Origin of the sequence: Camelimonas lactis, from assembly GCF_004342915.1 — a bacterium.
GTDB lineage: Bacteria > Pseudomonadota > Alphaproteobacteria > Rhizobiales > Beijerinckiaceae > Camelimonas > Camelimonas lactis.
Genome location: NZ_SLWL01000012.1, coordinates 116,652 through 130,577 on the forward strand (window position 1 = coordinate 116,652; position 13,926 = coordinate 130,577).

General features: G+C 68.1%; 14 protein-coding genes. 3 read left to right on the forward strand and 11 right to left on the reverse strand.

Annotated elements, in window-relative coordinates; all coding sequences use genetic code 11:
- Window positions 1-144: 144 nt before the first annotated feature.
- Entirely contained in the window at window positions 145-939 is a 795-nt protein-coding gene (gene sfsA, locus EV666_RS13650) for a DNA/RNA nuclease SfsA (protein ID WP_132009024.1), read from the reverse strand.
- A 287-nt stretch (window positions 940-1,226) separates the two neighbouring features.
- On the opposite strand from sfsA, the gene EV666_RS13655 reads away from it, so the two are divergent.
- Window positions 1,227-2,003 carry a competence/damage-inducible protein A gene (locus EV666_RS13655; protein ID WP_132009027.1) on the forward strand — a complete coding sequence of 259 codons (777 nt, stop codon included), beginning with the start codon at window positions 1,227-1,229 and terminating at the stop codon, window positions 2,001-2,003.
- Window positions 2,004-2,032: 29 nt separating this feature from the next.
- On the opposite strand, the gene EV666_RS13660 is transcribed toward EV666_RS13655, so the two are convergent.
- From EV666_RS13660 to EV666_RS13680, 5 genes are all read right to left on the reverse strand, one after another.
- A complete protein-coding gene (locus EV666_RS13660; protein ID WP_245514424.1) occupies window positions 2,033-3,229 on the reverse strand; it encodes a CaiB/BaiF CoA transferase family protein in 1,197 nt (398 codons plus the stop codon).
- An 803-nt stretch (window positions 3,230-4,032) separates the two neighbouring features.
- Window positions 4,033-5,274: an FAD-dependent monooxygenase gene (locus EV666_RS13665; RefSeq protein ID WP_132009030.1), complete on the reverse strand. Its 1,242-nt coding sequence runs from the start codon at window positions 5,272-5,274 to the stop codon at window positions 4,033-4,035.
- Between the two features lie 227 nt (window positions 5,275-5,501).
- On the reverse strand, window positions 5,502-5,747 hold the full coding sequence (locus EV666_RS13670; RefSeq protein WP_132009033.1) for a zinc-finger domain-containing protein: 246 nt from the start codon (window positions 5,745-5,747) through the stop codon (window positions 5,502-5,504).
- 75 nt (window positions 5,748-5,822) lie between these two features.
- Window positions 5,823-6,518: a phosphatase PAP2 family protein gene (locus tag EV666_RS13675; protein ID WP_165910022.1), complete on the reverse strand. Its 696-nt coding sequence runs from the start codon at window positions 6,516-6,518 to the stop codon at window positions 5,823-5,825.
- Between the two features lie 209 nt (window positions 6,519-6,727).
- The gene (locus EV666_RS13680) at window positions 6,728-7,483 is read right to left on the reverse strand and encodes a DUF169 domain-containing protein (RefSeq protein WP_132009039.1); all 756 of its coding nucleotides are present in this window, start codon (window positions 7,481-7,483) and stop codon (window positions 6,728-6,730) included.
- A gap of 367 nt (window positions 7,484-7,850) precedes the next feature.
- Here EV666_RS13680 and EV666_RS13685 point away from each other — a divergent pair, with 367 nt between their 5' ends.
- A complete protein-coding gene (locus tag EV666_RS13685) occupies window positions 7,851-8,873 on the forward strand; it encodes a PAS domain S-box protein (RefSeq protein ID WP_245514425.1) in 1,023 nt (340 codons plus the stop codon).
- 97 nt (window positions 8,874-8,970) lie between these two features.
- On the opposite strand, the gene EV666_RS13690 is transcribed toward EV666_RS13685, so the two are convergent.
- Window positions 8,971-9,528, reverse strand: a complete 558-nt coding sequence (locus tag EV666_RS13690) for a DUF2239 family protein (protein WP_132009042.1) — start codon at window positions 9,526-9,528, stop codon at window positions 8,971-8,973.
- 109 nt (window positions 9,529-9,637) lie between these two features.
- Between EV666_RS13690 and EV666_RS13695 the strand changes: the two genes are divergently transcribed.
- Window positions 9,638-9,973 (forward strand): GIY-YIG nuclease family protein, encoded by a 336-nt coding sequence (locus EV666_RS13695; RefSeq protein ID WP_132009045.1) that lies wholly within the window; start codon window positions 9,638-9,640, stop codon window positions 9,971-9,973.
- 183 nt (window positions 9,974-10,156) lie between these two features.
- Here EV666_RS13695 and EV666_RS13700 read toward each other — a convergent pair whose 3' ends face one another.
- The 4 genes from EV666_RS13700 to EV666_RS13715 form a co-directional block, all read right to left on the reverse strand.
- Window positions 10,157-11,683, reverse strand: a complete 1,527-nt coding sequence (locus EV666_RS13700) for a tripartite tricarboxylate transporter permease (RefSeq protein ID WP_132009048.1) — start codon at window positions 11,681-11,683, stop codon at window positions 10,157-10,159.
- Window positions 11,683-12,201 carry a tripartite tricarboxylate transporter TctB family protein gene (locus EV666_RS13705; protein WP_132009051.1) on the reverse strand — a complete coding sequence of 173 codons (519 nt, stop codon included), beginning with the start codon at window positions 12,199-12,201 and terminating at the stop codon, window positions 11,683-11,685. The genes EV666_RS13700 and EV666_RS13705 overlap by 1 nt, the downstream gene beginning before the upstream one ends.
- A 9-nt stretch (window positions 12,202-12,210) precedes the next feature.
- Entirely contained in the window at window positions 12,211-13,176 is a 966-nt protein-coding gene (locus tag EV666_RS13710; protein WP_132009054.1) for a Bug family tripartite tricarboxylate transporter substrate binding protein, read from the reverse strand.
- 369 nt (window positions 13,177-13,545) lie between these two features.
- The gene (locus tag EV666_RS13715; protein WP_132009057.1) at window positions 13,546-13,851 is read right to left on the reverse strand and encodes an alkylphosphonate utilization protein; all 306 of its coding nucleotides are present in this window, start codon (window positions 13,849-13,851) and stop codon (window positions 13,546-13,548) included.
- Window positions 13,852-13,926: the final 75 nt, after the last annotated feature.

The window sequence follows — 13,926 nt, forward strand, 5'->3', positions numbered from 1 at the left end:
TTGCCCGGGACAGCCGCAGAGGCGACCGGTTCGGGATCTGTAAGCGCTCCTTCCTGGCGAAGGGGCGCTTTTTTTGCCTGTCGTATGGCGCGAATCGCCAGCAGGTTTTCCGGCCAGCCCGGGGGGGGGGGGGCGGTGCGCCTGTTACGAAAGATCCGCTTTCACCGAGGGGAGATCCGGCTCCCCACTCCCGGCTCCCGCCGCGCACACCGCCGCCGGGCGCCCGTCCCGCGTCAGCAACGGAATGGACGATGTGATCCGCTGTTCTTCCGTGTCGATCTGCGAGACAACGGCGATCGATTCGACGCCGGCCGCCGTGGCCGCCCGCCATGCGGCGGCGTAGCCGGGATCGAGATCGGGCGCCAGGGCGAAGGCGTCCGCCCGCATCTGGACCACATAGAGCATGACAGCGCGGTTGCCGGCGCTGACCATGTCGGCGAGTTCCACCAGATGCTTGGCGCCGCGCGCGGTCACGCAGTCGGGAAATTCGGCGAGGCCCCGCTGGCGCATCAGGTGCACGTTCTTGATTTCGACATAGCAGGGCGGCCTGCCCGGATGCTCAAGCAGGATGTCGATGCGGCTGGAGCGGCCATAACGCACCTCGCGTCGCAGGCAGTCATAGCCCGCCAGCTGCGGGATGACGCCGGCCCTCAGGGCTTCTTCGGCCAGGGCATTGGGCCGCGACGTGTTGATGCCCACCCATTGCGGGCTGTCCGGCGCGTCGATCTCCACCAGCTCCCATGACCACGGCAGCGCCCGCTTCGGGTTGTTCGAGCGGGAAAGCATGGCGCGGCTGCCCGGCGTTGTCAGCCCCAGCATGGCGCCTGGATTGGCGCAATGGGCGGTGACGACCGCGCCGTCCTCAAGCTCCATGTCGGCGAGGAAGCGCTTGTAGCGCCGCAGCAGCCGCGCTTCGACCAGGGGGGAGGGATAATGCATGTCGGAGCCGGTGATCCCGTGTTGGAGCGCCGCAGGGCAGGCGATCCCCGACCGTTACAGCCGGGCGCGCCCTGGCTCAAGCCGCGCCGGGCCTGCGCCGGCGCGCACCGCCCATTGTAACGCCTCTGACGCGGCAAGGAGGCATGGCGCGACAGTTTCCGTGACGGACGCGCCGTGGCGGGATTATAACCCTTGCGCCCGCTGCGCCAGCTTCGCGCGCCGCGCCTCAATGATTCCCGTTCAGATCACCTGTTCAGGCCATCTGCTCAAGCCACCCTGGGGACGCCATGTCGGAACAACAGAACAGCAGCGCAACGCCGGTGACGGCGGCCGTGCTCGTCATCGGCGACGAAATCCTGTCCGGCCGGACCAAGGACCGCAATATCGGCTTCATCGCCGAATACCTCACCAACATTGGCGTGGACCTCAAGGAGGTGCGCGTCGTCCCCGACGAACACCAGGAGATCGTCGACGCCGTCAACGCCCTGCGCCGGCGCTACCATTATGTCTTCACCACCGGCGGCATCGGCCCCACCCATGACGACATCACCGCCGACGCCATCGCCGCCGCCTTTGGCGTCAGCATCGACGTGGACGAGCGGGCCGTTCAGGAGTTGCTGAAGCGGCTGCGGCGCGAGGACCTGACGCCGGCCCGCCTGCGCATGGCCCGCATTCCGGCCGGGGCTGAGCTGGTGCTGAACGAAGTCTCCAGCGCCCCGGGGTTCTGGATCGGCAATGTCATTACCATGGCGGGCGTGCCTGCGATCATGCAGTCGATGATGGACTGGGTGGGGCCGCGCCTGCGCACAGGCCAGCGCATGCTGTCGACGTCGATCCGCGCCGATGCGCGTGAGGGCGACGTGGCGGCGCCGTTCGGCGAAGTTGCCCGCGTCTTCCCGGACGTCATCATGGGCAGCTACCCCTTCAATGACGAGAAGGGGTTCAACACCAATCTGGTGCTGCGCAGCCGCGACGCCGCCCGGCTGGAGCAGGCGCGCCAGGCGGTTGAGGCCATGCTGGCGGCCCTGCCGTCGCGGGACGCAACCGGCGTCGCCAGACCCTGACGGCGGGGCCGGGCGGTTGTGGCGGGTCCTCAGCCGCCGCCCAGCACCTCGTCATTGTGGGCGCCCAAAGCCGGCGGCGGCGCTGGCGGACGCTTGGTTTCGCCGGAGATCCATATCGGGCTGTCGATGGTCAGGGGCGCCCCGTCCAGCCCCTGCATCGGCGTCAGCACCCCGGCGGCGAGCATCTGTTCGTCGTGCACCGCGTCGAACACATGGGCGACAACGCTGTGGGTTACTCCCGCCTCCGTCAGCAGGTTGTGCCAGGCCGCGGCTGGCCGCGTCGCGAAAATCTGGTCGAACAGGGCGATCAGCTCCGCCGCATGTTCGGCCCGTGAGGCCATGGTGGCGAGGCGCGGATCGTCCGCGAGTTCGGGCCGGCCGATGACCCGGGTGACGGCCGGCCAGCAGTGAACCTGCTGGTTGGCGGTGACGGCCAGGGTTAGCCAGCGCCCGTCGGCGCAGCGGTAATGGCTGCCCAGGGGATTGGTTCCCTCCAGCCGGGGAAGCGGCCTCGGCGGCGCGACGCCGGCGATGGCCCCCTGGATTGAAATGGCGTTCGACCAGGCGCCGTTGGCGATCAGCGATGAGCCGACATGGGCGCCGCGTCCGGTGCGCTCGCGACGATACAAGGCGGAGACAATGGCGCCATAGAGCGCCAGCGCGCCCATATGGTCGCCCATGCCGGGCGTGGAGCGCGCCGGAACGCTGTCCCCGGTCGGCCGCACCTGATCCATCAGGCCGGAGCGCGCCCACCACGCGGTGGCGTCGAAGGCGGCCAGGTCCTTCTCCGGGCCGGTTTCGCCGAAGCCGGTGAATGAGGCGTAGATCAGCCGGTCGTTCAGGCCAGCGAGCCGGTCCCACGAGATGCCAAGGCGTTCGCGCGCCTTCAGCGGCATATTGGTGATGAACACATCGGCGGTTCGCACCAGGCCGTAAAGCTTTTCCTGCTCGGAGGGCTGTTTAAGGTCCAGCGCGACGCTGCGCTTGTTGCGGGCCAGCACCGTCCAGAAATAGGCGTGCTCGGTCGGCGTGAGGCCAGGCGCCAGGTGGAAGCTGCGCATGGGGTCGCCGCCGCCAGGCGGCTCAACCTTGATGACGTCGGCGCCGAAATCCGAAAGAATGGTCGCGGCGGCCGGCGCGGCGACGAATGAGGCCGCGTCCAGAACGCGCAGGCCGCTGAACATGCCGCGGCCCTGCGGCGCGGCGTCGTCCGGTCGTTGTGTCACCGGCGTCTCCTGTCCCTGTCGAACGTCGCCATGCCGGGCGGCGCGCCGCTCCTGCTGACGATCTTGTCTGGTGATTCTGGCGGCCGGCCTGGTGGTTTTTCTTGCCGGTTCCGCCAGAATCACAGGGTGTCACGCGGGCCGCCCGCCGGCAATCGCCCTGGCGCCTGATCCGTTCACATTGAATCGCCCCGGCGATCCAGCGTGAACGACGGACCCATCAGCCTCACGCGAGAAGGGGCGTCGCGGGCCGTCCGGCCGCCGGAGAGCCCGGCGCGGGCGCCGCCCATAACGCGCGACGCCGCCAGGGGAGAAGCGGATTTTGAGGACAGTCAGTGACAGGTTGGTGCGGACGACGGGACTCGAACCCGTACTCTCAGGGAGAGGCAGATTTTCATACCACTTCGGCTTTCGCCGCCGCATGTCTGCGTTCGTGGTCTGGACTGTCCCTTCGCCATGACCCGAAGGCTTTAGGCGCCGCCCGTCCAGTCTCTACACCTTCCCCAAAAGGGGCTTGGCTCGGGATTGGCCTGGAGCATTCGCCCGTTAGCTTTCCCCGACTTTGAGCGGTTCTACTCCGTGGGTTTCCCCGCGGGCACTCCAATTCTAGTTCAAGTCTGCTGCGTCTACCATTTCGCCACGTCCGCACAGGCAACGAGACCGCTATTGGTCACCGCCTGGCGCGCCAGGGCGCGCCCCTTGCTTATGCGGGATACAACCGGGGCTTTCAATGTGTCCCGGCGCTGCGCTGGCGGTTCATCCCGCTATTTTGCAGGTCGCGCCAAATTTGTCGCGCGGCGCCGGTCTCAGCCAGCCGCCGCGTCGCCGCGCACGGCCTGTGGCGCCTGCCAGCCGTAGAGCCAGTCATAGCGGGCGAGCACCCCGGCGCCGCCGAGCCGGCGCATGGCGAAATTGCGGGCGAAACTGAGTGGCGCGCGCATGTGGTAGATGCGGCCGTTGCCGCGGGCCTGCTGCTGCACCTTCATGGTCCGCGCCCGGCGGGCGGCGCCATACATTTCCAGCGCCCGCGCCGGGGCCATGCCGGCCACGGCGGCCTCACCCAGCAGGGCCGCCAGCGCGGCGGCGTCCTCGATGGCGAGCGCCCCGCCTTGGGCGAGAAACGGCAGCACCGGATGAGCGGCGTCGCCCAGCAAAGCCACGCGCCCGTCGCTCCAGCGCGGCGGCGGCGGCGCATCGTGCAGGGCGTGGATGCGCCAGTCCCGGCCGGCCGCCAGCAGATCACGCGCGCGCATGTCGGCCCGGGAGAAGGCGTTCATCAGCACGGCGGGGTCAGCTTCGTGGCTCCAGTCCGGCAACGCCTCGCGGGAAGGGATGACGGCGACCACGTTCAGCGCCCGCCCGCCGGCGACGCCATAATGAACCAGGTGCTGGCCGCCGCCGAGCCACAGCCCGGTCTCCGTCACGCGCACATGCGGCGGCAGCTCGCTGGCCGGAATCACCGCGCGCCAGGCGTGATAGCCGCGATAGCGCGGCGCGCCGCCGCCAAGGCTTTCCCTGATTCGCGACCACACGCCATCCGCGCCGATCACCAGATCCGCCAGCAGGTCCTCCTGCTGGCCGGAGGCGTTGGCGATGGTGAGGCGCGCCTGCTCGCCATGATTGCCGGCGGCGGAGGCGGTGCGTCCGGCAAGAATGCGCACGGAGGTCCGCGCCCGCAGGGCGTCGAGCATGATGGTGTGCAGGTCTGAGCGGGCGATCACCAGATACGGCGCGCCATAGCGCTGGCGCATGGTTTCGCCCAGTTCCAGCCGCGACAGTTCGGCGCCGCCGCGCAGGGCGCGTATCCGCACGGCTTCCGGCTCCACGGCCTGCCGCATCAGGGCGGGGCCGAGGCCCAGGGCGAACAGCACCCGGCTGGCGTTGGGGGAAAGCTGGATGCCGGCGCCGGTTTCGTTCAGGGCCGTGCGCTTTTCAACCAGCGTGCTGGCGACGCCGATATCGCGAAGGGCGAGGGCGGCGGCGAGGCCGCCAATGCCGGCGCCGGCAATGATGGCGGAGCCGGCGCCCTGATGTGCGGAACGGGTCATGTATCTTTCGTCTGGAAGCCGGGGCCGGCCGGGCGGATCTGCTCTGCCCGTCTGATCTGACGCATTGTCCGCGCGCAGCGGCCGCCGCGCCGGAAAAGGCGATGCGGCCTGTTCTGCATCTGGAATTGTGTCGAAACCAGGGGAGACGTCCCGTGGTGAAAATGCAAAACGGCGCCGCGCGGCGCCGTCTCTGTCCCGGGGCAGGTCCTGCGGCAAGTCGTCAAGGCTCAGGCGGCCGCGGCCTCCCAGGCGCATTCCTTCGGCAGGCAGGCGCCGGCCTTCAGGGCGGCGTTGAACCGATAAAGGGTGGAGCAATAGCTGCACACCGCCTCGTTCTCGCTGCCCATGTCGATGAAGATGTGCGGGTGATCAAATGGCGGCCGCGCGCCAATGCACATGAATTCGCGCGAACCAACCTCGATAACCTGAACGCCGGCGTCGTTCTGGAAGTGTGGCGTTCCGTGGTCGGCCATTGCTGCATCCCCGTTTATCGAACCGGCGCGCACCATAAGCGCAACCGGGCGAATGCGCCATACCCGCGTCGCGTCTCAGCCGCGCCCTTGTGGCGGCGCATGGTCGCGGCGCGATCCGGCGGCCAGGGCGTCGCCCAGCATCCAGGCGAAACCGAGGGCCCAGGCGCCGCCGAGGCACCAGCCGGTCAGCACATCCGTTGGCCAGTGCACGGCCAGATAGAGGCGCGAGAATCCGATCACGAGCCCGAGCGCGACCGCGGCGGCGCAGGCCAGCCAGCGCGCCGCGCGGCTGGCGGTGAGGGCGATCGCCAGGATTCCGTAGACGGCGATGCTGAGCATGGCGTGGCTGCTGGGAAAGCTGGCGCCGTTAAAGCCGCCAAGGCGCGGAACCACATCGGGACGGGGCCGCGCCGCCAGCAGTTTCAGCGCCGTCACGGCCAGGATGGCGCTGGCGACGGCGCACACAACCCCAAGGGCAAGCCGCCGCCGGCCGGTCGCGGCCAGGAAAATGGCGACGGCGGCGGTCGCCGCCGCCAGCCAGAGGGATGATCCGAAAACAGACACCAGCCAGAACGCGCGCGCGGTTCCGGCCGGGCCAAGGCCAACGGCGTGATCACCCGGCTGGCGCAGCGCCAGCAGGATGTTCGCGTCCCAGGGCGCGCTGGCGCCGCTGAGCCCCAGCCAGCCGATAAAGCAGCTGGCGAGGAGCAGGGTGGCGATGGCAAGGGCGAGGGCGCCATGGCGCCGGGCGGCAGTGTGAGACGGGAGCAAGCGGCGACCTTTCGTGGGCGGGACGTCTGGAAGCGATGTCGCCAGGCGACAGGCGCGTCAGCGGCGGCGGGCGCGCCAGCCGCCGGGCAGGGGCGCCGCCGTTTATGCAGGCGAAGACGGCGAAACGCCGGCGCCTCCTCCTGTCCCATCTCGGCCAGAACCGTCGCTTTGCCAGGCCCCTTCTGGAGACAGCCAGCAGTGAAACCCGGTCAGTAGCTCACCGCCATGCCGGCGCGCACGTCCTGCTGGATGCCATACTGGGGGAAGGGATAGCGAAAACCGTTCCGGGCAAGGGCGTTCATGCCGCGTACGGCTGCTTCGAGCGGTTCTGGCGGCGAGGCCATCAGCATCTCGTTGTCCTCCACGCCGCCATAGCGCCGCTCGGCGAAGCAGGGGATCGACAGGCTGGGCTGGCGCGTGGTCAGGGCGCGTCCCCAGGAGTCGGCGCAGGCGCTTTCGCCAACCACGCTCCAGTCGAAACGCTTGTAGCCAGACCATTGCATGCCGTTGATCAGATACATCATGGCCCCGGGCGTGGCGTAGAACAGCACGATATCCGGGTTGGCCAGCCGTCCCGATGACAGGGGGCCGACGGCGAGGGCTTCATAGCGCCCGTCGGGCACGCAATGCATGGCGGCCTGATGGGCCGAACTGTCGGCCTCAGTCTCGAACCAGACGCCCTGCATATGACGGCCAGAGCGCCATTCTTCGGTCTTGGCGCCGCCAAGGCCGACCACGGCGCGGCACTGGGCGCCCACCAGATCCTCCGCCGTTACCCCCACGGTCCAGCCAAGGCGCGACGCCTGGCCCACCAGCTGGTCGAGCGCATGGACGGCTTTTGGGCGGCGGATGCGCGGGATCGCCTCCATGTCCGCGCGCCGCTCGAACATCTGCATGCCAAACACATGGCTGCGCAGCTTGAGCAATCGCTCCAGATCAGCCCCCAGCGTGATGATGTCGCCCATTGTCGCCTCCCGTTTTGACCAAGCCTGGAACGATTTCAGACTGGGCGTCAACCGGGGCGCCGCGGGTCGCGCCGTTTCTCCCGGATGGACCAGGAGGCAGACGGGTGGGCAGGGAGGGGAGGCGAACGCAGGCGGGCGGCCGGCGGCGGCCGGAATGCCCTGGCTGCATGGCTCCGGCCGGGGGCTATTTTACCATTCGCCTCGGCCGCGCCCGTGTGGCAAGGTCGCCCGGCAAATCGATGGCGGAGGTTGCGCGGTGACGGGCTCCAGTGATGGCAAGGCATGTCAGGGGGGTTGCGAGCCGCCGCCCAATACCGCGGCGCCCATCGCCTCGGCGGCGGCCCCCGCTTTAACGGCGTCCCCCGAATTGAACGCGTCGCTGCCGGCGCTGTTCGCCGATATGGGCGACAGGCCCGATGCCCCCGACTTTCGCGACTGGCTTGCCGCCATCATCGAGGGCTCTGACGACGCCATCATCAGCAAGGACCTGAACGGCGTGATCCAGAGCTGGAACGGCGGGGCCGCGCGCCTGTTTGGCTATAGCGCCAGTGAGGCCATCGGCCGCCCGGTCACCATGCTGATTCCCGAGGATCGGCTGGATGAGGAGCCGCGGATTCTCGCCGGCATCAGGGCCGGGCGGCGTTTCGAGCATTTTGAAACGGTGCGCCGCCGCAAGGACGGAGCGCTTGTTGATATCTCCCTGACGATTTCGCCCATCCGCAACCGCCAGGGGAGAATCGTCGGCGCCTCCAAGATCGCCCGTGACATCACCGGACAGCGCCAGGCCCAGGAGCAACAGCAGTTGCTGCTCGGCGAGATGCACCACCGGGTGAAGAACCTGTTCGCCCTGGCCACCGCCATCGTCTCCTTCAGCATGCGCTCGGCGGCCACTCCGGCCGAAGCGCCGCAGATCATCCAGGCGCGGCTGGCCGCGCTGGCCCGCGCCCACGACATCACCATGACCGCCTGGCGCGATGACGGGCGGCAAACGGCGGCCACCGACCTGCGGGCCCTGCTTCAGATCATTCTGGAGCCCTATCAGGACGTCGGCCGGATCGTCGTTTCCGGCGAAAACGCGGCGATTGGTCCCCGGGCTCTCACCAGTCTGGCGCTGTTGCTGCACGAACTGGCGACCAACGCCGCCAAGCATGGCGCGCTGTCCACGCGCGATGGCCGTCTGGACCTGCGCATTTCAGTTGAAGACCAGATGGTGCGGCTCGTCTGGCGCGAGCATGACGGCCCGGCGGCCGTGACGCGTGGCGCCGCCGGCTTCGGCAGCCGTCTTGAGCAGGGGCTGGCCGTGGCGCTCGGCGCGGCGGTCGCCCGCGACTGGCGGCCGGAAGGCCTGGTGGTCACCATCGAGGCGCCGGCGGACAGGCTGGCCGCCTGACGCCGTTCACGCGGACGCCGCCGAGCTTCGTGAAGACGCGTCAAATCAGTTCGCTCCGGCGCTTGCCGATTGGGTGAACGCCAGCGGCTCCGCTCTGTCAGGGCGCGGAGACGGCTCCATGGCCGGCAAGGCGCAAGGCGTGGGCGGCGATATCCGCCGGCCAGGCGCTGACGCGGGTTCGCAGCCCGGCGTCGTCGCCCGCGAACAGGGCGCGGATCGCTTCCTCATAGCCCGGCAAGTCGCCGGCCATGGCGTTCATGAACGCATAAGCCGCCTCGCGCCGCGCCCGCGCGTCGTCCCCGGCTCCCGCCTGCCGGCGCGCGGCGTCGACCAGCCGGCGCAGGGCGGCGGAGGCGCCGCCGGGCTGCTGCCCCAGCCAGTCCCAATGGCGCGGCAGCAGCGTCACCTCGCGCGGCTCCACCCCCAGCTTTGGCCGGCCGCGCCCGCGTTTCGGCGCGTCGCCGGCCATGTCGCCGTCACCGCGCGGGTCGATGTCCACCAGCTTTCCCGTGCTGTCGCTGAAGGTCAGCACGGTTTCCGCCGGGTTGGTCCGCCATGCCGCGCGAACCCGCGCCGCCACCTCGGGCAACGGGCCGGCGCAAAGCAGGTGGGAGCCGGCGAACGCCGTGCATGCATTCTCGCTGTCATCGGTCATTAAATTTTTACCCTGATAAAAATATTGCGATATTTATACCCGTATAATAATAGAGCGCAAGGCTGCTTTCACCCGGAGCAGGCATGATGCGGCGACAGGAGGCGGCGGCATGAGCGGGCAGGACAGGAAGCAGGCGATCGACGCCTGGAAAAAACGCGACGTAGACGCCGGAATTTTCGCGGTGCGTTGCCGGGTGACCGGCGCCGCATGGATCGGCGGCTGGCCAGACGTGGATCGGGTGCGGAACCGCATCTGGTTCACGCTCGGCCAGGGCTCCCATCCCAACCGCGCCCTGCAGGCGGCGTGGCGGGCGCATGGCGCCGACGCCTTTACATGCGAGGTGCTGGAGCGGCTGGAGCCATGCGACGGGAACTGGGCGCGCGACGCGCAGTTGAAGGAGCGCGCGGCGTTCTGGCGCGCCCAGATCGACGGCGCCCCGCTTTGAGGTGAAACGCATTCCAACGAAAAGTGGAACCCACTTCCGTGAAGGAAATGCATGAATATCAAAAAGAGATGGACCTTCCGGCCGGCCGCATTTCACCGGAAATGCGGCGGCGCGACAGGGCGGCGCGCTCCCCGGAAGGAACGCGCCGCCCTGTCGCGCCGGCGCTGGTCGTTTCCGGCCTGCTTATTTGACCTGCGAGACTTCCGCCACGGCGATGGCGGCGTCCGCGGGGCCTGGCGCGCGCTTCCTGGGCACGAAGGCCAGACCCACCAACACGGCGGTGATCACCGCGAAGGTGATGGTCAGCGGGCTGGAAACAAAGATGCCCAGATCGCCATCCGAGATCGCCAGCGCCTGGCGCACCGAGCGCTCGAAAATCACGCCCAGCACATAGGCGAGAATGACGATGCCCAGATCATAGCCATAGCGCCGCAGGATGTAGCCGATGACGCCGAACATCACGGCCAGCAGCACGTCCATGGCGGCGCTGTTGGTGGAGTAGACGCCGATCAGGCAAACGGTGAGGATGATCGGCGCCAGCCAGGCGCGGGGCACGTCGAGGATTTTCACGAACAGCCCCACCAGCGGCAGGTTAAGGATCAGCAGCATGACGTTGCCCACGTACATGCTGGCGATCACGCCCCAGAACAGCTCCGGCTGCCGCTCCATGATCGTCGGGCCAGGCGCGACGCCGTGGATCATGAAAGCGCCCAGCAGCAGCGCCGTGATGGCGTTGGCTGGCACGCCCATGCACAGCAGCGGCACGAATGCCCCCGCCGTTCCCGAATTGTTGGCGGACTCCGGTCCCGCCAGCCCCTCGACCGCGCCCTTGCCGAACTGCTCGGGATGCTTCGACAGCTTCTTTTCCACCGCATAGGACAGGAAGGTGGCCAGCACCGCGCCGCCGCCGGGAATGAGGCCGACGATGAAGCCCAGCACCGTGCCGCGCGCCACCGGCCCGACCGAGCGCCGCGCTTCCTCCCGGTTCGGCATGAAGCCGAGCAGCGACGAGGGCGGCGCCAGCACCTGCATCTTTTCCTTCTTGCGCAGCACCATCGACAGCACTTCGGAGATGCCGAACAGGCCGATGGCCAGCGGCGCCAGATCGATGCCGCCGGTGAGGTGGAATATGCCGAAGGTCAGGCGCGGGGCCGCCGCCAGCGGATCGGAGCCAACGGCGCCCAGCAGCAGGCCGAAGCCGGCCATCAGCAGCGCCTTGAGCCGCGAACCGCTGGAGAAGTAGGTGACCAGCGACAGGCCGGCCAGCATCACCATGGCGTATTCCGCCGGCCCGAAGGCCAGCACCCAGCGCGACAGGGGCGGCGACAGGTAGGAAACCGCGACGACGCCGATGGTGCCGGCCACGAACGAGCCGATGGCGGCGATGCCCAGCGCCGCGCCAGCGCGGCCCTTGCGCGCCATCTCATAGCCGTCAAGGCAGGTGACGACGGATGACGCCTCGCCGGGTATCCGCATCAGCACCGAGGTGATGGTGCCGCCATAGGCCACGCCGTAATAAATGCCCGAGAGCATGATGATCGCCGAGGTGACGTCCATCTTGTAGGTGATGGGCAGCAGCAGGGCGATGGTGGTCAGCGGACCAAGGCCGGGCAGAATGCCGACGATGGTGCCGAGGAATACGCCGATGAAGCAGTACATCAGCGTCGCCGGCTGGAAGACGGTGGCGAAACCGCCAAGCAGACCCTCCATTACAGCAGCCCTCCCTGACGCAGCAGGGCGCGGAAGGCCAGATCGGCCGGCCCTTCCGGCAGGCTGACCTGCAACAGCCAGCTGAACACGATGACGCCGGCCAGCGCGATGATGGCGGCGGTGATCAGCGTCGCTCGCCAGCTTACACCTTCGGCGAACCGCATGGTGATGATGGTCACCGCCAGCGAGGTGACGATGAAGCCGGCGAGCCAGCTGCCCGCCACCAGCACGACGAGCGCCAGCAGATAGATGTGGAAAGTGCGGCGCTCCTGGGGGCCTGCCAGATCGTAGCGGGCCACCGCCTCGTCGTCGTCCGTGGCCACCGGGGCCGGGTCGCCCCTGTCCAGCGCCAGCACCAGCAGCGCCAGCGCCATGCAGATCGCCGCAATGACCTGGGGATAAAGACCCGGGCCGGGGCCGTCAAAACCCCAGCGTGACAGTTTCGTGGCCTGCCAGAACGCCGCAGCCGCGGCGCAGAACAGGCCGAGCGCGGTCCACCGCGCTCCGGAGAAGGTCATTGTCGCGCCTCACCGGGTTTTCATGCCGGCTTCAGTGAGGATCTGGATGAACAGCGGCTCCATTTTCTTCATGTGATCATAAAATTCGGCGCCGGTGCGGTAGGAGGGCGCGACGCCGAGTTTCTTCAGCTGGTCGAGAACCTCCGGGTCTTTCAGGGCGATCTCGAAGGCTTTCTCCATCCTGTCACGGACCTTCGGATCGACGCCCTTGGGGAAGGCGTAACCCATCGGGCCGAAGCTGATGTAGTCAAAACCAAGCTCGCGCAGGGTCGGAACGTCGGGATAGTCGGGCCAGCGCTCGGGCGAGGTTGAAGCCAGCAGGCGCAGATTGCCGGCGTCGATCTGCGGCTTCATTTCCGTGGCGCTCTGCAAGGTCAGGTCCACATGGCCGCCCACGGCCTGGAGCACGGATTCGGCGCCGCCGGCGAAGGTCACCCAGCGCAGGTTGGCGCCGTTCAGCTTGGCCATCTGGAACAGCGGCAGCACGTTGTTGGGGCTGGTGGAGCTGTAGGTCAGGCGCTTTTTCTTCGACTGGTCGATGATGTCCTGCACGGATTTGATCGGCGAATCCTTGCGCACGCCGACGCCGTAGCGCAGCTCGGCGGCCTGGGCGATCAGATCGAAGGATTTCCAGGCGTCAAACGGCATGTCCATCATGTGCGGCGCCGTCAGATAGGATGACGATCCCACCAGGCCAATGGTGTAGCCGTCGGGCGCGCTGCGGGCGAGCTCCGCCGGCCCGAGCTGGCCGGCGCCGCCGGGCACCGCCTTGATGATGACCGGCTTGCCAATGGTCTTCTCGATGCTGCGGGCGATGGCGCGCGCCGTCAGCTCGGTGGCTGATCCGGGCGGATAGTTGTTGATGAGGGTAATTTCCTTGCGCGGCCAGTCATCTGCGGCATGGGCCGCCAGTGCGCCGAACAGGCAGGCGCCAGCGGCGGCCGCCAGCACTTTCAGAGCCGGTATCCGGATCATCGTTTCTCTCCCCGATATTTATTTGTTATTTAATATAATTTTTCGAGCGTATAGGCATGAATAAACCCCGTCAACACACAGGATTGTCAGGAATTTTCACACGCAGACAGCATGGCTGGCGAGAAGCTGCGCGCAATGCATGCGATGCTACTTCCGGCGGGCGCAGCTTGGTCATGCATGCTTCTTGCGCATGCCTGGAGTCATGGGGCGCGGGAGCGCGGCTGGCCGGAAATATTCATGCCGGAAATATTCATGGGGTGGGCGCTGTTCGCGCCCCAGGGGCTGCTGGCCATGCGGCCAGCCCCCTGGCCGCGATGCGGCGGCCTTGCGGCCGGCCCGCGCCGCCGTCCAGCCTGTCAGGGCGGCGGATCAGCGCTTCCTGACGAATTCAGCCCGCAGCACCAGGCCGCGAATACCCTCGTACCGGCAGTCGATTTCCTGGTCGTCATCGGTGAGGCGAATGCTCCTGATCACCGTGCCGCGGCGCAGGGTCTGGTTGGCCCCCTTGACCTTCAGATCCTTGATGAGGATGACGCTGTCGCCATCAGCCAGCTCATTGCCGGCGGAATCGCGCACGATACGATCGCCGGCGCCGGCGCCGGCGCGGGCCGTCGCCTCATCCGGGCTGATCCATTCGCCTGTCGCTTCATCATAAATGTATTCGTCGCCCGACATGGCGGCCTCCGGCTGGTTGCGCCTCTTCCTGCAGGTCGGAAGGAGGCTTCACCGGGGGCAAACCACGTTCGCGCC